This is a genomic window from Pseudomonas sp. AK106 (assembly GCF_053903055.1).
Window position 1 is genome coordinate 523,800 of record NZ_CP096426.1, and the last position, 19,607, is coordinate 543,406.

Consider the following 19,607-nt stretch of genomic DNA (forward strand, 5'->3'; position numbering starts at 1 on the left):
ACTGCCCTCTGCTCCGCCAGGAGGAAAGGCCTTGAAAGACCTACTGAATTTGCTGAAAAACCAGGGTCAAGTCGAAGAGTTCGACGCTATCCGTATTGGATTGGCGTCGCCTGAGATGATCCGTTCGTGGTCGTTCGGTGAAGTTAAAAAACCGGAAACCATCAACTACCGTACGTTCAAACCTGAGCGTGACGGCCTGTTCTGCGCCAAGATCTTTGGCCCGGTCAAGGATTACGAGTGCCTGTGCGGTAAGTACAAGCGCTTGAAGCATCGTGGCGTCATCTGCGAGAAGTGTGGCGTTGAAGTCGCGCTGGCCAAAGTCCGTCGTGAGCGCATGGCTCACATCGAGCTGGCTTCGCCGGTAGCTCACATCTGGTTCCTGAAATCGCTGCCGTCCCGTATCGGCTTGCTGATGGACATGACCCTGCGTGATATCGAACGCGTTCTCTACTTCGAGAGCTATGTCGTTATCGATCCGGGCATGACCACGCTCGAAAAAGGGCAACTGCTAAACGACGAGCAATACTTCGAGGCTCTCGAAGAGTTCGGTGACGATTTCGACGCCCGTATGGGTGCCGAGGCTGTCCGCGAGCTGCTGCACGCTATTGATCTGGAACACGAGATTGGCCGGCTGCGCGAAGAGATTCCGCAAACCAACTCCGAGACCAAAATCAAGAAGCTGTCCAAGCGTCTGAAGTTGATGGAAGCCTTCCAAGGTTCCGGCAACCTTCCAGAATGGATGGTGTTGACCGTCCTGCCGGTTCTGCCGCCAGATCTGCGTCCACTGGTCCCGCTGGATGGTGGTCGTTTCGCGACTTCCGACCTTAACGATCTCTATCGTCGAGTGATCAACCGTAACAACCGCTTGAAGCGCCTGCTCGATCTGTCTGCTCCTGACATCATCGTGCGCAACGAAAAGCGCATGTTGCAGGAAGCTGTGGATGCGTTGCTTGATAACGGTCGTCGCGGTCGCGCCATCACAGGTTCGAACAAGCGTCCTCTGAAATCCCTGGCTGACATGATCAAGGGTAAGCAGGGCCGTTTCCGTCAGAACTTGCTCGGTAAGCGTGTTGACTACTCTGGCCGTTCGGTAATTACCGTAGGTCCGACCCTGCGTCTGCATCAGTGCGGTCTGCCCAAGAAGATGGCACTGGAGCTGTTCAAGCCGTTCATTTTCGGCAAGCTCGAGATGCGTGGTCTCGCTACCACCATCAAAGCTGCCAAGAAAATGGTCGAGCGCGAGCTGCCAGAAGTCTGGGACGTTCTCGCCGAAGTCATTCGCGAACACCCGGTGCTCCTGAACCGTGCGCCGACGCTTCACCGTCTGGGGATCCAGGCGTTTGAGCCGGTTCTCATCGAAGGTAAAGCGATCCAGCTGCACCCGTTGGTCTGTGCGGCATACAACGCCGACTTCGACGGTGACCAGATGGCTGTTCACGTGCCGCTGACGCTGGAAGCCCAGCTCGAAGCCCGTGCGCTGATGATGTCGACCAACAACATTCTGTCGCCAGCGAACGGTGAGCCAATCATCGTTCCTTCGCAGGACGTTGTATTGGGTCTGTACTACATGACTCGTGAAGCGATCAACGCCAAAGGCGAAGGTCGTGTATTCGCGGATCTGCAGGAAGTGGACCGTGTATTCCGTGCGGGCGAAGCCGCTCTGCATGCAAAAGTGAAAGTGCGCATCAACGAAACGATCAATGATCGTGACGGCGGCAGCGTCAAGAACACTCGTATCGTCGACACAACCGTCGGCCGTGCGCTGCTGTTCCAAGTGGTTCCGGCCGGCTTGTCATACGACGTCGTCAATCAGCCGATGAAGAAGAAGGCAATCTCCAAGCTGATCAACCAGTGCTACCGGGTGGTTGGCCTGAAAGAGACTGTAATCTTCGCTGACCAGCTGATGTACACCGGTTTTGCCTATTCGACGATCTCGGGTGTCTCCATCGGCGTTAACGACTTTGTTATCCCTGATGAAAAAGCTCGCATCATCGACGCAGCAACCGATGAAGTGAAAGAAATCGAGAGTCAGTACGCCTCCGGCCTGGTTACCCAGGGCGAGAAGTACAACAAGGTGATCGACCTCTGGTCCAAGGCCAACGATGAAGTCTCCAAGGCGATGATGTCGAACCTCTCGAAAGAGAAGGTTGTCGATCGTCACGGTGAGACCGTTGATCAGGAATCCTTCAACTCGATGTACATGATGGCTGACTCGGGTGCGCGGGGTTCCGCAGCACAGATTCGTCAGTTGGCAGGCATGCGGGGTCTGATGGCCAAGCCGGATGGCTCGATCATCGAGACACCGATTACTGCTAACTTCCGTGAAGGTTTGAGCGTTCTTCAGTACTTCATCTCGACGCACGGTGCTCGTAAGGGGCTTGCGGATACCGCGTTGAAAACCGCGAACTCTGGTTACCTGACTCGTCGTCTTGTAGACGTGGCACAAGATCTGGTCGTTACCGAGGTTGACTGCGGTACTGAACACGGTCTGGTCATGACGCCGCACATTGAAGGTGGCGACGTCGTAGAGCCGTTGGGCGAACGCGTATTGGGTCGAGTGATCGCCCGCGACGTATTCAAGCCTGGCACTGAAGATGTCATCGTTCCAGGCGGCACGCTGGTTGACGAGAAGTGGGTTGAATTCATCGAGCTGAACAGCATCGACGAAGTGATCGTACGCTCTCCGATCAGCTGTGAAACACGTTTCGGTATCTGCGCCAAGTGCTATGGCCGTGATCTGGCGCGCGGTCACCAGGTGAACATCGGTGAGGCGGTCGGCGTTATCGCGGCTCAGTCGATCGGTGAGCCGGGTACCCAGCTGACCATGCGTACGTTCCACATCGGTGGTGCGGCAAGCCGTACTTCTGCTGCTGACAGTGTTCAGGTGAAGAACGGCGGTATCGTTCGTCTGCACAACCTGAAGCACGTTGAGCGTCTTGATGGTCACCTGGTCGCGGTGTCGCGTTCCGGTGAGTTGGCAATAGCCGACGAGTTCGGTCGTGAGCGCGAGCGCTACAAGCTGCCGTATGGTGCTGTGATTCTGGTGAAGGAAGGTGACAAGGTCGACGCCGGGTCCATCGTGGCCAAGTGGGACCCACACACTCACCCAATCGTCACCGAGATGAAAGGTACTGTGACCTACGTGGGCATGGAGGAAGGTATTACGATCAAGCGCCAGACGGACGAATTGACCGGTTTGACGAACATCGAAGTACTGGATGCCAAAGATCGCCCTGCAGCAGGTAAAGACATTCGTCCTGCGGTCAAGATGGTTGGTGTTGATGGTAAGGATCTGCTGCTGCCGGGTACTGACGTACCGGCTCAGTACTTCCTGCCGGCGAACGCCCTCGTCGGTGTTGCGGATGGTGTGCAAGTGGGTGTGGGTGACGTTATCGCCCGTATCCCGCAAGAGACCTCCAAAACCCGTGACATCACTGGTGGTCTGCCGCGCGTTGCCGACCTGTTCGAAGCGCGTCGCCCTAAAGAAGCATCGATCCTGGCTGAAGTCAGCGGTACGATCGCGTTTGGTAAAGAGACCAAAGGCAAGCGTCGTCTCGTTATCACGCCAAACGACGGTACCGATCCGTACGAAGAGCTCATTCCAAAATGGCGTCATCTGAACGTCTTCGAAGGTGAGCAAGTCAGCCGTGGTGAGGTTATCTCCGACGGCCCAAGCGATCCGCACGATATCCTGCGCCTGCTGGGTGTCAGCGCTCTGGCGAAATATATCGTCAACGAGATTCAGGACGTTTACCGCCTGCAAGGCGTGAAGATCAACGACAAGCACATTGAAACGATCCTTCGTCAGATGCTGCGTAAGGTCGAGATCGCTGAGTCTGGCGACTCCAGCTTCATCAAGGGTGACCAGATGGAGTTGACGCATGTCCTGGTTGAAAACGAGCGCCTTGCGACCGACGAGAAATTTGTTTCCAAATTCACTCGTGTGTTGCTTGGTATCACCAAGGCGTCGCTGTCCACCGAATCGTTCATCTCGGCGGCCTCCTTCCAGGAGACCACTCGCGTATTGACCGAAGCGGCGGTTACCGGCAAGCGCGATTATCTGCGCGGCCTGAAAGAAAACGTGGTAGTGGGTCGTCTGATCCCTGCAGGTACCGGTCTGGCATATCACAGCGAGCGCAAGCGTCGTCGTGAAGCCGACAAGCCGATGCGTGTAAGTGCGAGCGAAGTTGAAGCCGCGCTGACTGAAGCGTTGAACTCAAGCAGTAATTGAGAGTAGGGCCCCGATTTTCACAGTCATTGGTCTCAACCGGTTTGATGGGTTGCCAGTGGCTGTGGACGTCGGGGCTTTGCCTTGACTGGGGGCAGGATCCTCTTTAGACTCTTGTACCCCTAAATCTGGCGGGACGTATGTCCTGCCATTTTGCTTTTCTTGTAAGACAATAGCGTCGCAAGACAACAGTGGAGCTAGTAGATGGCAACTATCAACCAGCTGGTACGTCAGCCGCGTAAGCGTATCGTCGAGAAATCCGACGTGCCTGCGCTGCAGAACTGCCCGCAGCGTCGTGGTGTGTGCACTCGCGTGTACACAACTACGCCGAAAAAACCTAACTCGGCACTGCGTAAAGTATGCCGTGTGCGTCTGACCAACGGTTTCGAGGTTTCCTCGTACATCGGCGGTGAAGGCCACAACCTGCAAGAGCACAGCGTCGTACTGATTCGCGGCGGCCGTGTAAAAGACTTGCCAGGTGTTCGTTACCATACCGTCCGCGGTTCGTTGGATACCTCCGGTGTCAAAGGTCGTAACCAGGGTCGTTCGAAGTACGGTACCAAGAAGCCTAAGTAGTAGCGGCTTTTTGAAAAAAACTGAATCATCTTATTTTCTGAGTCGATAAGAGTAAGGTCGGAGGCGCCATTAGGTGCTGATTCCGAGCGAACCTGAAGACCGTTTGAGGGCTTATCCATGCCAAGAAGACGCGTAGCAGCCAAGCGCGAAGTGCTTGACGATCCAAAATACGGCAGCCAGATTCTGGCCAAGTTCATGAACCACGTTATGGAAAGCGGCAAGAAAGCCGTTGCCGAGCGTATCGTTTATGGCGCGCTGGAAAAGGTTAAAGAACGCAAGAACTCCGATCCCCTGGAAATCTTCGAGAAAGCTCTCGACGCCATCGCTCCGCTGGTCGAAGTGAAGTCGCGCCGTGTAGGCGGTGCTACTTACCAGGTCCCGGTCGAAGTTCGTCCGTCCCGTCGTAATGCTCTGGCAATGCGTTGGCTGGTAGACTTCGCGCGCAAGCGCGGTGAGAAGTCTATGGCTCTGCGTTTGGCTGGCGAACTGTTGGACGCCGCCGAAGGTAAAGGTGCTGCGGTCAAGAAGCGTGAAGACGTGCACCGTATGGCTGAAGCCAACAAAGCTTTCTCGCACTACCGCTTCTAATTTCAGCGTCACTAATTTTGCGAGGGCTTTATGGCTCGTACTACACCGATCAGCCGTTACCGTAACATTGGTATCGTCGCTCACGTGGATGCTGGTAAAACCACCACCACCGAGCGCGTCCTTTTTTACACCGGCAAAAGCCACAAGATGGGCGAGGTGCATGATGGCGCCGCGACCACCGACTGGATGGTTCAGGAGCAGGAGCGTGGTATTACCATTACTTCTGCTGCTATTACTGCCTTTTGGCAGGGTTCCGAGAAGCAGCACAAAGACCAATATCGCTTCAACGTGATTGACACCCCGGGCCACGTAGACTTCACGATTGAAGTTGAGCGTTCCCTGCGTGTACTCGACGGCGCGGTCGTTGTTTTCTGTGGTACCTCTGGCGTAGAGCCTCAGTCCGAAACCGTATGGCGTCAAGCCAACAAGTACGGGGTTCCACGTATCGTTTACGTGAACAAAATGGACCGTGCTGGCGCAAACTTTCTGCGCGTAATTGCCCAGATCAAGCAGCGTTTGGGTCACACTCCGGTGCCGATCCAGTTGGCAATCGGTTCTGAAGACAACTTCCAGGGTCAGATTGATCTGATGTCTATGGAAGCGGTCTACTGGAACGATTCCGACAAAGGTATGGTCCCTGTTCGCAAGCCTATCCCTGCTGAGCTGCAGGAGCTGGCTGACGAATGGCGCAGCAACATGGTTGAGGCTGCGGCTGAAGCCAGCGAAGAACTGATGAACAAATACCTTGAGGGTGAGGAACTCACCAACGAGGAAATCAAGGCTGCTCTGCGTCAGCGTACTATTGCTGGTGAGATCGTTCTTGCTGTTTGCGGTTCTTCCTTCAAGAACAAGGGTGTTCCCCTGGTTCTCGACGCTGTGATCGACTACCTGCCGGCTCCAGTCGACATTCCTGCTATCAAGGGTTCCAACCCTGATAACGAGGAAGAGGAAATGGAGCGTCACGCGGACGACAACGAGCCGTTCTCGGCTCTGGCGTTCAAGATCGCTACCGATCCGTTCGTGGGTACGCTGACCTTCGTCCGTGTTTACTCGGGCGTGTTGGCATCCGGCGACGGCGTGATCAACTCGGTCAAGGGCAAGAAAGAGCGCGTGGGTCGTATGGTGCAAATGCACGCCAACGCTCGCGAAGAGATCAAGGAAGTACGCGCTGGCGACATCGCGGCCTTGATCGGCATGAAGGATGTCACCACTGGTGAAACCTTGTGCAACGCTGACAAGCCAATCATCCTGGTTCGGATGGACTTCCCGGAGCCGGTTATTTCGGTTGCCGTAGAGCCTAAAACCAAGGATGACCAGGAAAAAATGGGTATCGCACTGGGCAAGCTTGCTCAAGAAGACCCGTCTTTCCGCGTCAAAACTGATGAAGAGACTGGTCAAACGATCATCTCTGGCATGGGCGAGCTGCACTTGGACATCCTGGTTGACCGGATGCGCCGTGAGTTCAACGTCGAAGCCAACATCGGTAAGCCTCAGGTTTCGTATCGTGAGCGCATCACGAAGAACTGTGAAATCGAAGGCAAGTTCGTTCGTCAGTCCGGCGGTCGTGGTCAGTTCGGCCACTGCTGGATCCGTTTTGCACCTGCTGACGAAGGTCAGGAAGGTCTGCAATTCGTGAACGAAGTAGTGGGTGGTGTGGTTCCTAAGGAATACATCCCGGCTATCCAGAAGGGTATCGAAGAGCAGATGAAGAACGGCGTTGTCGCCGGCTATCCGCTGATCGGCCTGAAGGCTACCGTGTTTGATGGTTCTTACCACGACGTCGACTCGAACGAGATGGCGTTTAAGGTGGCTGCTTCCATGGCGACCAAGCAACTGGCCCAGAAGGGCGGCGGTGAGTTGCTTGAGCCGATCATGGCTGTAGAGGTTGTTACGCCTGAAGACTATATGGGTGACGTGATGGGCGACCTTAACCGTCGTCGCGGCATGATCCTGGGTATGGAAGATACGGTCTCCGGCAAGGTAATTCGTGCCGAGGTTCCGTTGGGTGAGATGTTCGGTTATGCGACCGACGTTCGCTCCATGTCCCAAGGTCGCGCAAGCTACTCTATGGAATTCAAAAAATACAATACAGCTCCGTCGCACATCGTCGAAACTGTAACCAAAAAACAAGGCTGATTCAGCGCCTTTAGGCTAGGAGTTATTTGTCGTGGCTAAAGAAAAATTTGATCGTTCCCTTCCGCACGTCAACGTTGGCACCATCGGTCACGTTGACCATGGTAAAACCACGCTGACCGCTGCTCTGACTCGCGTCTGCTCCGAAGTCTTCGGTTCGGCTCGTGTTGACTTCGATAAGATCGACAGCGCACCAGAAGAGAAGGCTCGCGGTATCACCATCAACACTGCTCACGTTGAGTACAACTCGTCTGTACGTCACTACGCACACGTTGACTGCCCGGGTCACGCTGACTACGTCAAGAACATGATCACCGGTGCTGCCCAGATGGACGGCGCTATCCTGGTTTGTTCGGCTGCTGATGGTCCGATGCCACAGACTCGTGAGCACATCCTGCTGTCCCGTCAGGTAGGCGTTCCGTATATCGTGGTCTTCCTGAACAAGGCTGACCTGGTAGACGACGCTGAGCTGCTGGAACTGGTTGAGATGGAAGTGCGCGATCTGCTGAGCACTTACGACTTCCCAGGTGACGACACTCCAATCATCATCGGCTCCGCCCGTATGGCGTTGGAAGGCAAAGACGACAACGAGATGGGCACCACTGCCGTCAAGAAGTTGGTTGAAACTCTGGACAGCTACATCCCTCAGCCAGAGCGTGCTGTCGACAAGCCGTTCCTGATGCCAATCGAAGACGTATTCTCGATCTCTGGTCGCGGTACTGTTGTGACTGGTCGTGTTGAGCGCGGTATCGTCAAGGTTCAAGATCCACTGGAAATCGTTGGTCTGCGTGACACTACCGTCACCACCTGCACCGGTGTTGAAATGTTCCGTAAGCTGCTCGACGAAGGTCGTGCTGGCGAGAACTGCGGCGTTCTGTTGCGCGGCACCAAGCGTGACGACGTTGAGCGTGGTCAGGTTCTGGTCAAGCCAGGTACCGTCAAGCCTCACACTCAGTTCGAAGCTGAAATCTACGTTCTGAGCAAAGAAGAAGGCGGTCGTCACACTCCTTTCTTCAAAGGCTACCGTCCACAGTTCTATTTCCGTACTACCGACGTAACTGGTAGCTGCGAACTGCCGGAAGGCGTTGAGATGGTTATGCCAGGTGATAACGTGAAAGTTTCCGTTACCCTGATCAAGCCAATCGCAATGGAAGACGGTCTGCGTTTCGCTATCCGTGAAGGCGGTCGTACCGTCGGCGCTGGCGTCGTAGCCAAAATCATCGCGTAAGCGATGATCTTCAAAAAGAGCCCCCGCTTGCGGGGGCTTTTTTATTGGGTTGACACCCTGTTAGGTCGTCTATAGAATTGCGCCTCCTTTAAACGGGCGTATTGCGCTCGGTGGGAAGTAGCCTGGAGTCTGAAATCCAATGCAAAATCAGCAAATCCGTATCAGGTTGAAGGCTTTTGACCATCGCCTGATCGACCAATCCACCCAGGAAATCGTGGAAACCGCGAAACGTACTGGTGCTCAAGTGCGTGGTCCGATTCCACTCCCTACCCGTAAAGAGCGGTTCACCGTTCTGGTTTCTCCGCACGTCAACAAAGACGCGCGCGACCAGTACGAGATCCGTACTCATAAGCGTGTTCTGGACATTGTCCAGCCAACGGATAAAACCGTTGATGCGCTGATGAAGCTTGATCTTGCGGCAGGTGTGGAAGTACAGATCAGCCTCGGCTAAGACTCGGGTCTTAGTCGTGTAACGCTCTGAAATGGGCGGCCATAGCGGGTGAAAGCCCCGTACACTCATGAGGTTTACAACATGACTATTGGTGTAGTCGGTCGTAAATGCGGTATGACCCGTATTTTCACCGAAGAAGGTGTCTCCATTCCGGTTACGGTCATTGAGATCGAGCCGAATCGCGTCACCCAGTTCAAAACCGAAGAAGTCGATGGCTATCGTGCAGTGCAAGTCACTGTCGGCGTGCGTCGTGCTTCCCGTGTGACTGCTGCTCAAGCAGGTCACTTCGCTAAGGCGAACGTTGCCGCTGGTCGTACTGTCTTGGAATTCCGTCTTGAAGAAGGCGAATACAAGGCTGGCGATCTGATCAATGCAGAAATCTTTGCTGCTGGCCAGATGGTAGATGTTACCGGTCAGTCCAAAGGTAAAGGCTTCCAAGGTACTATCAAGCGCCACAATTTCCGTGGCCAAGATAATACTCACGGTAACTCCGTGTCCCACCGCGTCCCGGGCTCTATCGGCCAGTGCCAGACTCCTGGTCGTGTATTCAAGGGCAAAAAAATGTCCGGTCATATGGGCGCTGAGCGCGTGACCGTGCAGTCCCTGGAAGTAGTGCGCGTGGACGCTGAACGCAATCTGTTGTTGGTCAAGGGTGCTGTTCCTGGCGCTACTGGCGGCAATGTGGTTGTACGTCCAGCAGCCAAGGCTCGCGGTTAAGGGGAAGCTGACATGCAATTAAATGTAAATGACGCCCAAGCGATCGAAGTTTCCGAACTGACATTTGGCGGCGAATTCAACGAGACGCTGGTTCACCAGGCAGTCGTGGCCTACATGGCTGGCGGTCGTCAGGGCAGCAAGCAGCAAAAGACCCGTTCTGACGTATCCGGTGGCGGTAAGCGCCCTTGGCGTCAAAAGGGTACTGGCCGTGCTCGTGCCGGTACTATCCGTAGCCCGATCTGGCGCGGCGGCGGTACCACTTTCGCAGCACGTCCTCAGGATCATTCTCAGAAGCTCAACAAGAAGATGTATCGCGCTGCACTGCGCTCCATCCTTGCTGAACTGGTTCGCACTGATCGTCTGGTCGTGGTTCAGGATTTCGCTGTTGAATCGCCGAAAACCAAAGATCTGCTGGGCAAGCTGAACGACATGAGCCTGACCGACGTTTTGATCGTGTCGGACGCTGTTGATCAGAACCTGTACCTGGCTGCTCGTAACCTGCCGCACGTTGATGTGCGTGATGTTCAAGGTTCCGATCCAGTTAGTCTGATCGCATACGACAAAGTGTTGATCACTGTGTCGGCCGTGAAGAAATTCGAGGAGCTGCTGGGATGAACCAGGAACGCGTATTTAAAGTTCTGCTTGGCCCGCACGTTTCCGAGAAGGCTACGGTTCTGGCAGACAAAAAAGGTCAGTTCGTTTTCAAGGTTGCTACTGATGCAACCAAGCTGGAAATCAAGAAGGCCGTCGAAAGCCTGTTCAGCGTGAAAGTAGAGCGTGTCACTACCCTGAATGTTATGGGTAAGACCAAGCGCACTGCTCGCGGTCTGGGCAAGCGTAATGACTGGAAGAAGGCAGTTATCTCCCTTCAGCCAGGCCAAGATCTCGATTTCAGCAGCAGTGCTGAGTAAGGAAGGGGTGCATCATGGCAATCGTTAAATGCAAACCGACTTCCCCTGGCCGCCGTTTTGTGGTCAAGGTGGTCAACCAGGAGCTGCATAAAGGCGCTCCTCACGCACCGCTGCTCGAGAAAAAATCGAAGACTGGTGGTCGTAACAACAATGGCCGCATCACTACTCGTCACATCGGTGGTGGTCATAAGCAGCATTATCGTCTGGTCGATTTCCGTCGCAACGACAAGGATGGCATTTCTGCCACCGTCGAGCGTATTGAATACGATCCAAACCGTACTGCTCACATCGCACTGCTGCTGTACGCAGACGGCGAGCGTCGTTACATCATCGCGCCTAAAGGCGTGAGTGCTGGCGACCAGCTGATCGCAGGCGCTCTGGCTCCAATCAAGCCAGGCAACGCTCTGCAGCTGCGCAACATTCCAGTGGGTTCTACCGTTCACGGCATCGAATTGAAGCCGGGTAAAGGTGCCCAGATCGCTCGTTCCGCTGGTGCATCTGCACAGCTGATCGCTCGTGAAGGTGTCTACGTGACCCTGCGTCTTCGCTCCGGTGAGATGCGTAAAGTTCTGGCTGAATGCCGTGCGACTCTGGGCGAGGTCTCGAACTCCGAGCACAGCCTGCGTTCGCTGGGTAAAGCTGGTGCCAAACGCTGGCGTGGCGTTCGCCCAACCGTTCGTGGTGTTGCCATGAACCCGGTTGACCACCCACATGGTGGTGGTGAAGGTCGTACCTCTGGTGGTCGTCATCCGGTATCGCCGTGGGGCTTCCCGACTAAGGGCGCGAAGACTCGTGGTAATAAGCGTACCGACAAAATGATCGTCCGTCGTCGCAAGTAAATAGAGGGATACGACAGTGCCACGTTCTCTGAAAAAAGGTCCTTTTATTGATCTTCACCTACTGAAGAAGATCGAAGTGGCGGCGGAAAAGAACGATCGCAAACCAGTTAAGACCTGGTCGCGCCGTTCTATGATCCTGCCACAAATGGTCGGTTTGACCATTGCTGTGCATAACGGTCGTCAGCATGTTCCTGTTCTCGTGAACGAAGACATGGTCGGCCACAAACTAGGCGAGTTTGCCGGTACCCGCACTTATCGTGGGCACGTGGCAGACAAGAAAGCCAAGCGTTAAGGGGTAAGGAACGATGGAAGTAGCCGCTAAGTTGTCGGGCGCTCGAATCTCCGCCCAGAAAGCCCGCTTGGTCGCCGACCAGATCCGCGGGAAGAAGGTGGGCGAAGCGCTCAACCTGTTGGCTTTCAGCAGTAAGAAAGCCGCCGAGATCATGAAGAAAGTGCTGGAGTCGGCCGTAGCCAACGCCGAGCATAACGAAGGCGCAGACGTTGATGACCTTAAGGTCTCCACCGTTTTCGTCAACGAAGGGCGTTCGCTGAAGCGAATCATGCCACGTGCCAAAGGCCGTGCTGATCGCATCGTCAAGCGGTCTTGCCATATCACTGTCAAGGTTGCTGACAAGTAACGGAGTCGAAGAGATGGGTCAGAAAGTACATCCCATTGGCATTCGCCTGGGAATCGTCAAGGAGCACACCTCCGTCTGGTACGCAGACGGTCGGACTTATGCGGACTATTTGTTCGCTGATCTGAAGGTGCGAGAGTATCTCCAAGACAAACTAAAAAGCGCGTCCGTAAGCCGTATCGATATCCATCGTCCGGCGCAGACTGCACGCATCACCATCCACACCGCTCGTCCAGGTATCGTTATCGGGAAGAAAGGTGAAGATGTTGAGAAGCTGCGTCAGGACCTGACCAAGCAAATGGGTGTGCCTGTGCACATCAATATCGAAGAGATCCGTAAGCCGGAGCTCGACGGTATGCTGGTTGCGCAGAGCGTAGCTCAGCAGCTGGAGCGTCGTGTAATGTTCCGTCGCGCTATGAAGCGCGCAGTGCAGAACGCCATGCGCATTGGTGCCAAAGGCATCAAAATCCAAGTGAGCGGTCGTCTCGGCGGTGCTGAAATTGCACGTACTGAATGGTATCGCGAAGGTCGTGTGCCTTTGCACACCCTGCGTGCCGACATCGACTATGCCAACTACGAAGCTCACACCACTTATGGTGTGATCGGTGTAAAGGTTTGGATCTTCAAAGGCGAAGTAATTGGTGGTCGCCAAGAAGAGCTGAAGCCGCAAGCACCAGCGCCTCGTAAAAAAGCTGCTAAGTAAGGGGTACGCCAAATGTTGCAACCTAAGCGTACGAAGTTCCGCAAGCAGATGACCGGCCACAACCGTGGTCTGGCACTGCGCGGTAGCAAAGTCAGCTTCGGCGAGTTCGCGCTGAAGTCTGTTGCTCGTGGTCGTCTCACCGCTCGTCAGATCGAGTCAGCGCGTCGCGCACTGACCCGTCACGTTAAACGTGGCGGCAAGATCTGGATCCGTGTATTCCCGGACAAGCCTGTTACCAAAAAGCCCCTCGAAGTTCGGATGGGTAAAGGTAAGGGTAACGTGGAGTACTGGGTTGCCCAGATTCAGCCAGGCAAAGTCCTGTATGAAATCGAGGGTGTTTCCGAAGAGTTGGCGCGTGAGGCTTTCGCCCTGGCTGCTGCAAAGCTGCCGCTCGCCACCTCCTTTGTTAAGCGGACGGTGATGTGATGAAAGCGAATGAACTTCGTGAAAAATCAGCACAGCAACTGAACGAGCAACTGCTCGGCTTGCTGCGCGACCAGTTCAATCTGCGCATGCAGAAAGCAACTGGCCAGTTGGGGCAGTCTCACCTGCTCTCGCAAGTTAAGCGTGACATCGCTCGCGTGAAGACTGTGCTCAACCAGCAGGCAGGTAAGTAATCATGGCTGAAGCCGAAAAAACCGTCCGTACGCTGACTGGCCGTGTCGTCAGCGACAAGATGGACAAGACCATCACCGTACTGATCGAGCGTCGCGTCAAGCACCCAATCTACGGTAAATACGTTAAGCGTTCGACTAAGCTGCACGCGCACGACGAAACCAATCAGTGCCACATCGGCGACAAGGTCACTATTCGTGAAACTCGTCCGATGGCCAAGACTAAATCTTGGGCGCTGGTTGATGTTCTCGAACGCGCTGTGGAAGTCTAAGGGCTAGGGGTCGGAGAAATTATATGATTCAGACTCAATCCATGCTCGATGTGGCCGATAACAGCGGCGCACGCCGCGTTATGTGCATCAAGGTGCTTGGTGGCTCTCATCGTCGTTACGCTGGTATCGGTGACATCATCAAAGTTACCGTCAAGGAAGCAATTCCGCGCGGTAAGGTGAAGAAAGGCCAAGTGATGACTGCCGTAGTAGTCCGCACTCGCCACGGTGTTCGTCGCGCAGACGGCTCCATCATCCGCTTTGATGGCAACGCTGCTGTTCTGTTGAACAACAAGCAAGAGCCGATCGGCACCCGTATCTTTGGGCCAGTGACCCGTGAACTTCGTACTGAGAAGTTCATGAAGATCGTCTCGCTCGCCCCAGAAGTGCTGTAAGGAGATCCGACATGCAAAAGATTCGTCGTGACGACGAGATCATCGTGATCGCCGGCAAAGACAAAGGTAAGCGCGGTAAGGTGCTCAAGGTTCTCGCTGACGACCGTCTGGTCGTTGGTGGGATCAACCTGGTGAAGCGTCATACCAAGCCAAACCCGATGTCGGGCGTACAGGGCGGTATCGTCGAGAAAGAAGCGCCACTGCACGCTTCTAACGTCGCCATTTTCAACGGCGCAACCAACAAAGCTGATCGCGTTGGTTTCAAAGTTGAAGACGGCAAGAAAATTCGTGTCTTCAAGTCGACCCAAAAAGCGGTTGATGCTTGAACACTGCTAGGTAGAAGACCATGGCACGACTAAAAGAGATTTACTGGAAAGAAATCGCACCGAAGCTTAAGGAAGAACTTAAGCTTTCGAACGTGATGGAAGTTCCACGCGTTACCAAGATCACCCTGAACATGGGTCTGGGCGAAGCGATCGGTGACAAGAAAGTCATCGAGCACGCTGTTGCAGACCTGGAAAAAATCACCGGCCAAAAAGTCGTTGTGACTTACGCTCGCAAATCTATCGCAGGCTTTAAAGTCCGTGAAGGTTGGCCGATCGGTGTCAAAGTGACTCTGCGCCGTGAGCGTATGTATGAATTCCTGGATCGTCTGCTGTCGATCTCCCTGCCTCGGGTCCGCGACTTCCGCGGCCTGAATGCCAAGTCCTTCGATGGTCGTGGTAACTACAGCATGGGCGTTAAAGAACAGATCATTTTCCCGGAAATCGACTACGACAAGATTGATGCCCTGCGCGGTCTGGACATTACCCTGACCACCACTGCTCGTACGGACGAAGAAGGTCGCGCATTGCTGCGTGCTTTCAAGTTCCCGTTCCGCAACTGATTGGAGTAGGACCATGGCCAAGAAGAGCATGAAAAACCGTGAGCTGAAGCGTCAGCTCACCGTTGCCAAGTACGCTACCAAGCGTGCTGCGCTGAAAGCGATCATCGTGGATCTGAACGCAAGTCCAGAAGCACGTTGGGAAGCAACGGTCGCACTGCAGAAGCAACCACGTGACGCAAGTGCCTCGCGCATGCGTAACCGTTGCCGCCTGACAGGTCGTCCGCACGGCGTATATCGCAAGTTCGGCCTCGGCCGTAACATGCTGCGCCAAGCAGCAATGCGTGGCGACGTACCAGGTCTGGTTAAAGCCAGCTGGTAAGCAGCTATTCTCGCACTGCGTCCATCGTGATCTCCATGAACCGATGGGCGTAGAGCCTGAATTTGAATCAAGCCCCTTTTGGGGCTTGATTCATTTCTGGGGTGCGCCTAGAATTGCCGGCTCGCCAGAGCCCGTGCTTGCACGTGCCCGAAATTTTAAGGCGATAGGTTGTAGCCGTAAGGCTCATTTTTTTTGTATCAGGAGCGTCTAGCCCATGAGTATGCAGGACCCGTTAGCGGACATGCTAACTCGTATCCGTAATGCCCAGATGGCTGAAAAGCCCGTCGTAAGCATGCCATCCTCCACGTTGAAGGTGGCTGTAGCCAAAGTCCTGAAGGACGAAGGTTACATTGCGGGTTATCAGATCAGCAGCGAAACCAAGCCGTTGCTATCCATCGAGCTGAAGTACTTCGAAGGCCGTCCGGTCATCGAAGAAGTGAAGCGCGTTAGCCGTCCAGGCCTGCGTCAGTACAAGTCCGTCGATGAGTTGCCAAAAGTTCGTGGCGGCCTCGGTGTGTCTATCGTCTCCACCAACAAAGGTGTGATGACGGATCGTGCTGCGCGCGCTGCCGGTGTCGGCGGCGAAGTGCTTTGCACTGTGTTCTAAGGGGGGATAAGCATGTCACGCGTAGCTAAGAACCCCGTTAAGTTGCCAGCAGGCGTCGAAGTTAAACTCGTCGGCCAGCAGCTTTCGGTGAAGGGTGCCAAGGGCACTCTAGACCTGAACATTCATTCGGCCGTTGAAATTGTTGAAGAAGCCGGTGAGTTGCGTTTTGCTGCTCGCAATGGCGATCAACAAACTCGCGCAATGGCTGGTACCACTCGTGCGTTGGTAAACAACATGGTCCAAGGCGTAAGCCAAGGCTTTGAGCGCAAGCTCCAGCTGGTCGGTGTTGGTTACAAAGCGCAAGCAAAAGGCACGGTGCTGAACCTGGCCCTTGGCTTCTCGCACCCAGTGGACTACGAATTGCCGGAAGGCATCACCGCTGAGACTCCCAACCAAACCGATATCGTCATCCGCGGTATCGACAAGCAGTTGGTTGGTCAAGTGGCCGCTGAGATCCGCGACTTCCGCCGTCCAGAGCCGTACAAAGGCAAAGGCGTGCGTTACGCGGACGAAGTCGTCCGTCGTAAAGAAGCCAAGAAGAAGTAGGGCATAGCAAATGACCGTCAAAAAAGTTACCCGACTGCGTCGCGCTCGCAAAGCACGCCTGAAAATGCACGAACTCGAAGTCGTGCGTCTCTGCGTGTACCGCTCTTCGCAGCACATTTATGCCCAGGTCATCTCGGCCGACGGCAGCAAAGTCTTGGCAAACGCCTCGACTTTGGACAAAGAACTGCGTGATGGCGCCACTGGCAACATCGACGCGGCCACTAAAGTTGGCCAGCTGATCGCTGAGCGTGCGAAAGCCGCCGGTGTATCGCAAGTGGCTTTTGATCGTTCTGGCTTCAAGTACCACGGTCGCGTTAAGGCGCTGGCTGATGCTGCTCGTGAAGGCGGGCTGGAGTTCTAAGTTATGTCAAATAACGACCAAAAACGCGACGAAGGCTACATCGAGAAGCTGGTACAGGTTAATCGCGTAGCAAAAACCGTTAAAGGCGGCCGTATCTTCACTTTCACCGCGTTGACCGTGGTTGGTGATGGTAAAGGGCGCGTTGGCTTCGGCCGTGGCAAGTCACGTGAAGTGCCTGCCGCGATTCAGAAGGCAATGGAAGCTGCCCGCCGCAACATGATCCAGGTTGATCTGAACGGCACCACGCTGCAGTACGCCATCAAGTCTGCTCATGGGGCTTCCAAGGTTTACATGCAGCCTGCGTCGGAAGGTACTGGCATCATCGCTGGCGGTGCAATGCGCGCCGTTCTCGAAGTTGCCGGCGTCCACAACGTTCTGGCCAAGTGCTACGGTTCGACCAACCCGGTCAACGTTGTTCACGCAACGTTCAAGGGTTTGAAAACCATGCAGTCCCCTGAGTCCATCGCTGCCAAACGCGGCCTGAACGTCCAGGAGATCTTCTGATCATGGCTACCGTTAAAGTAACGCTGATCAAAAGCATGACCGGCCGCATCCCTAACCACAAATTGTGCGTTAAGGGTTTGGGTCTGCGTCGCATCGGTCACACTGTAGAAGTCGTTGATACCCCGGAAAACCGTGGGATGATCAACAAGGCTTACTACATGCTGCGAGTCGAGGGTTAATCGATGAAACTCAATGATCTGAGTCCAGCGCCGGGTTCCCGTCGCGAAAAGCATCGTCCGGGCCGTGGTATCGGTAGTGGTTTGGGTAAGACCGGTGGCCGTGGCCACAAGGGTCAGACCTCCCGCTCCGGTGGCACCATCGCTCCGGGCTTCGAAGGCGGCCAACAGCCGTTGCATCGTCGTCTGCCTAAGTTCGGCTTCGTCTCTTTGAAGGCTATGGATCGTGCAGAAGTTCGCACCTCCGAGCTGGCTAAAGTTGAAGGCGTCGTCACTGTGCAGTCCCTGAAGGATGCCAACGTGATCAACCAAAACGTGCAGCGTGTGAAAATCATGCTGTCCGGTGAGGTTACTCGCGCAGTCACCCTCAAAGGTATCGCAGCCACCAAAGGTGCGCGTGCGGCTATCGAAGCAGCTGGCGGCAAGTTCGAGGAATAAATGGCTAAGCAAGGTGCTCTCTCAGCGCTCGGCAAAAGCGGCGGGTTGTCCGAACTCTGGGCTCGTCTGCGTTTCCTTTTCCTGGCGATTATCGTCTATCGGATCGGTGCGCATATCCCAGTTCCAGGTATCAACCCTGACCGGCTGGCGGACCTGTTTCGACAGAATGAGGGGACCATTCTTAGCTTGTTCAACATGTTTTCCGGCGGTGCGCTGGAGCGCATGAGCATTTTCGCACTGGGGATCATGCCGTATATCTCGGCATCGATCATCATGCAGCTCATGACCGCGGTCAGCCCGCAGCTGGAGCAGTTGAAGAAGGAAGGTGAGGCTGGTCGTCGTAAGATCAGCCAGTACACCCGCTATGGCACCGTCGTCCTGGCCCTGGTTCAAGCCATTGGCATGTCCATTGGCTTGGCCGGGCAGGGCGTTGCGTTCTCAGCAGATATCGGCTTCCACTTCGTTGCAGTCACCACGTTTGTTGCTGGTGCGCTGTTCATGATGTGGCTGGGCGAGCAGATCACTGAGCGCGGTGTTGGCAACGGTATCTCGATGTTGATTTTTTCGGGTATCGTCGCCGGTCTTCCGAGAGCGATCGGGCAGTCTTTCGAGTCTGCACGTCAAGGTGATATCAATATCTTCGCTTTGGTCGCCATCGGTTTGCTGGCAGTAGCGATCATCGGTTTCGTGGTGTTCATCGAGCGTGGTCAGCGTCGTATTGCTGTTCACTACGCCAAGCGTCAGCAGGGCCGAAAGGTCTTCGCTGCGCAGACGAGCCACTTGCCGTTGAAAGTGAACATGGCGGGTGTTATTCCTGCCATCTTCGCGAGCAGCATCTTGCTGTTTCCGGCTTCGCTGGGTGCCTGGTTCGGTCAGTCTGAGGGTATGGGCTGGTTGCAGGACATCTCGCAGTCGATCGCACCTGGTCAGCCGTTGAATATTCTGCTGTTTAGTGCAGGGATTATTTTCTTCTGCTTCTTCTATACGGCGTTGATGTTCAATCCGAAAGACGTAGCGGAAAACCTGAAGAAGTCCGGTGCCTTTATTCCGGGCATTCGTCCTGGTGAGCAGTCGGCGCGCTATATTGATGGCGTTCTGACTCGTCTGACCATGTTCGGTGCTCTCTATATGATGGCCGTATGCTTGCTCCCACAGTTTCTCGTGGTCGCTGCAAACGTGCCGTTTTACCTTGGCGGGACCTCGTTGCTGATCGTGGTCGTGGTTGTGATGGACTTCATGTCCCAAGTGCAATCGCACCTCGTTTCGCACCAGTATGAATCCCTGATGAAGAAAGCCAACCTGAAGGGCTACGGCAGCGGCATGCTGCGCTGAAGCACCCATAAGGTTCGAGGAGTTGGTGATGAAAGTTCGTGCATCGGTGAAAAAGCTGTGCCGCAACTGCAAGATTATTCGCCGCGAAGGTGTTGTTCGAGTAATTTGCAGCGCGGAACCACGTCACAAGCAGCGCCAAGGCTAATGTGAT

General features: G+C 54.9%; 28 protein-coding genes. All 28 read left to right on the plus strand.

The genetic code is table 11. From position 1 onward, the window contains the following. The first annotated feature begins 31 nt into the window (after positions 1–31). The 28 genes from rpoC to rpmJ all read left to right on the plus strand — a co-directional run bounded on the left by rpoC (position 32) and on the right by rpmJ (position 19,601). Positions 32–4,231: a DNA-directed RNA polymerase subunit beta' gene (rpoC, locus tag M1E04_RS02415; RefSeq protein WP_192133301.1), complete on the plus strand. Its 4,200-nt coding sequence runs from the start codon at positions 32–34 to the stop codon at positions 4,229–4,231. Positions 4,232–4,432: 201 nt separating this feature from the next. After that, positions 4,433–4,804, plus strand: coding sequence for a 30S ribosomal protein S12 (gene rpsL, locus M1E04_RS02420; protein ID WP_002555494.1), 372 nt, complete (start codon positions 4,433–4,435; stop codon positions 4,802–4,804). A 117-nt stretch (positions 4,805–4,921) separates the two neighbouring features. Next, positions 4,922–5,392: a 30S ribosomal protein S7 gene (rpsG, locus tag M1E04_RS02425; RefSeq protein ID WP_002555493.1), complete on the plus strand. Its 471-nt coding sequence runs from the start codon at positions 4,922–4,924 to the stop codon at positions 5,390–5,392. Positions 5,393–5,422: 30 nt separating this feature from the next. Further along, positions 5,423–7,528, plus strand: coding sequence for an elongation factor G (fusA, locus tag M1E04_RS02430; RefSeq protein WP_065988460.1), 2,106 nt, complete (start codon positions 5,423–5,425; stop codon positions 7,526–7,528). Positions 7,529–7,559: 31 nt separating this feature from the next. After that, a complete protein-coding gene (tuf, locus tag M1E04_RS02435) occupies positions 7,560–8,753 on the plus strand; it encodes an elongation factor Tu (protein WP_024646116.1) in 1,194 nt (397 codons plus the stop codon). A gap of 139 nt (positions 8,754–8,892) precedes the next feature. Continuing rightward, positions 8,893–9,204, plus strand: coding sequence for a 30S ribosomal protein S10 (gene rpsJ / locus M1E04_RS02440; RefSeq protein WP_003186070.1), 312 nt, complete (start codon positions 8,893–8,895; stop codon positions 9,202–9,204). Positions 9,205–9,285: 81 nt separating this feature from the next. After that, complete coding sequence (rplC, locus tag M1E04_RS02445; RefSeq protein WP_065988459.1) at positions 9,286–9,921, plus strand: 50S ribosomal protein L3; 636 nt, start codon at positions 9,286–9,288, stop codon at positions 9,919–9,921. Positions 9,922–9,933: 12 nt separating this feature from the next. Further along, positions 9,934–10,536 carry a 50S ribosomal protein L4 gene (rplD, locus tag M1E04_RS02450; RefSeq protein WP_037017717.1) on the plus strand — a complete coding sequence of 201 codons (603 nt, stop codon included), beginning with the start codon at positions 9,934–9,936 and terminating at the stop codon, positions 10,534–10,536. After that, on the plus strand, positions 10,533–10,832 hold the full coding sequence (rplW, locus tag M1E04_RS02455; protein WP_065988457.1) for a 50S ribosomal protein L23: 300 nt from the start codon (positions 10,533–10,535) through the stop codon (positions 10,830–10,832). The genes rplD and rplW overlap by 4 nt, the downstream gene beginning before the upstream one ends. A gap of 14 nt (positions 10,833–10,846) precedes the next feature. Next, a complete protein-coding gene (gene rplB, locus M1E04_RS02460; RefSeq protein ID WP_003176423.1) occupies positions 10,847–11,671 on the plus strand; it encodes a 50S ribosomal protein L2 in 825 nt (274 codons plus the stop codon). A 16-nt stretch (positions 11,672–11,687) separates the two neighbouring features. Continuing rightward, on the plus strand, positions 11,688–11,963 hold the full coding sequence (gene rpsS, locus M1E04_RS02465; RefSeq protein WP_002555486.1) for a 30S ribosomal protein S19: 276 nt from the start codon (positions 11,688–11,690) through the stop codon (positions 11,961–11,963). 13 nt (positions 11,964–11,976) lie between these two features. After that, positions 11,977–12,309: a 50S ribosomal protein L22 gene (rplV, locus tag M1E04_RS02470; protein ID WP_003103908.1), complete on the plus strand. Its 333-nt coding sequence runs from the start codon at positions 11,977–11,979 to the stop codon at positions 12,307–12,309. 13 nt (positions 12,310–12,322) lie between these two features. Next, positions 12,323–13,009, plus strand: a complete 687-nt coding sequence (rpsC, locus tag M1E04_RS02475) for a 30S ribosomal protein S3 (RefSeq protein ID WP_003176422.1) — start codon at positions 12,323–12,325, stop codon at positions 13,007–13,009. Positions 13,010–13,021: 12 nt separating this feature from the next. After that, the gene (gene rplP / locus M1E04_RS02480; protein WP_003186052.1) at positions 13,022–13,435 is read left to right on the plus strand and encodes a 50S ribosomal protein L16; all 414 of its coding nucleotides are present in this window, start codon (positions 13,022–13,024) and stop codon (positions 13,433–13,435) included. Further along, positions 13,435–13,626, plus strand: a complete 192-nt coding sequence (rpmC, locus tag M1E04_RS02485; RefSeq protein WP_002555481.1) for a 50S ribosomal protein L29 — start codon at positions 13,435–13,437, stop codon at positions 13,624–13,626. The genes rplP and rpmC overlap by 1 nt, the downstream gene beginning before the upstream one ends. A 2-nt stretch (positions 13,627–13,628) precedes the next feature. After that, on the plus strand, positions 13,629–13,895 hold the full coding sequence (gene rpsQ / locus M1E04_RS02490; RefSeq protein WP_003194644.1) for a 30S ribosomal protein S17: 267 nt from the start codon (positions 13,629–13,631) through the stop codon (positions 13,893–13,895). Between the two features lie 23 nt (positions 13,896–13,918). Further along, the gene (rplN, locus tag M1E04_RS02495; protein ID WP_002555479.1) at positions 13,919–14,287 is read left to right on the plus strand and encodes a 50S ribosomal protein L14; all 369 of its coding nucleotides are present in this window, start codon (positions 13,919–13,921) and stop codon (positions 14,285–14,287) included. Positions 14,288–14,298: 11 nt separating this feature from the next. Further along, a complete protein-coding gene (gene rplX, locus M1E04_RS02500) occupies positions 14,299–14,613 on the plus strand; it encodes a 50S ribosomal protein L24 (protein WP_002555478.1) in 315 nt (104 codons plus the stop codon). A 20-nt stretch (positions 14,614–14,633) separates the two neighbouring features. Next, positions 14,634–15,173, plus strand: a complete 540-nt coding sequence (rplE, locus tag M1E04_RS02505) for a 50S ribosomal protein L5 (protein WP_037017720.1) — start codon at positions 14,634–14,636, stop codon at positions 15,171–15,173. A 13-nt stretch (positions 15,174–15,186) separates the two neighbouring features. Next, positions 15,187–15,492 (plus strand): 30S ribosomal protein S14, encoded by a 306-nt coding sequence (rpsN, locus tag M1E04_RS02510; RefSeq protein WP_003186042.1) that lies wholly within the window; start codon positions 15,187–15,189, stop codon positions 15,490–15,492. A 214-nt stretch (positions 15,493–15,706) separates the two neighbouring features. Continuing rightward, positions 15,707–16,099: a 30S ribosomal protein S8 gene (gene rpsH, locus M1E04_RS02515; protein ID WP_037017722.1), complete on the plus strand. Its 393-nt coding sequence runs from the start codon at positions 15,707–15,709 to the stop codon at positions 16,097–16,099. Positions 16,100–16,111: 12 nt separating this feature from the next. Continuing rightward, positions 16,112–16,645, plus strand: a complete 534-nt coding sequence (gene rplF / locus M1E04_RS02520; protein ID WP_122536825.1) for a 50S ribosomal protein L6 — start codon at positions 16,112–16,114, stop codon at positions 16,643–16,645. A 10-nt stretch (positions 16,646–16,655) separates the two neighbouring features. Continuing rightward, positions 16,656–17,006, plus strand: coding sequence for a 50S ribosomal protein L18 (gene rplR, locus M1E04_RS02525; RefSeq protein WP_037017727.1), 351 nt, complete (start codon positions 16,656–16,658; stop codon positions 17,004–17,006). Between the two features lie 3 nt (positions 17,007–17,009). Next, positions 17,010–17,510 carry a 30S ribosomal protein S5 gene (gene rpsE / locus M1E04_RS02530; RefSeq protein ID WP_037017729.1) on the plus strand — a complete coding sequence of 167 codons (501 nt, stop codon included), beginning with the start codon at positions 17,010–17,012 and terminating at the stop codon, positions 17,508–17,510. 2 nt (positions 17,511–17,512) lie between these two features. After that, positions 17,513–17,689, plus strand: coding sequence for a 50S ribosomal protein L30 (gene rpmD / locus M1E04_RS02535; RefSeq protein WP_028621547.1), 177 nt, complete (start codon positions 17,513–17,515; stop codon positions 17,687–17,689). Between the two features lie 3 nt (positions 17,690–17,692). Continuing rightward, the gene (rplO, locus tag M1E04_RS02540; protein ID WP_037017733.1) at positions 17,693–18,124 is read left to right on the plus strand and encodes a 50S ribosomal protein L15; all 432 of its coding nucleotides are present in this window, start codon (positions 17,693–17,695) and stop codon (positions 18,122–18,124) included. Then, positions 18,125–19,456: a preprotein translocase subunit SecY gene (gene secY, locus M1E04_RS02545; RefSeq protein WP_065988454.1), complete on the plus strand. Its 1,332-nt coding sequence runs from the start codon at positions 18,125–18,127 to the stop codon at positions 19,454–19,456. Between the two features lie 28 nt (positions 19,457–19,484). After that, positions 19,485–19,601 (plus strand): 50S ribosomal protein L36, encoded by a 117-nt coding sequence (gene rpmJ / locus M1E04_RS02550; protein ID WP_002555468.1) that lies wholly within the window; start codon positions 19,485–19,487, stop codon positions 19,599–19,601. The last annotated feature ends 6 nt before the right edge of the window (positions 19,602–19,607 follow it).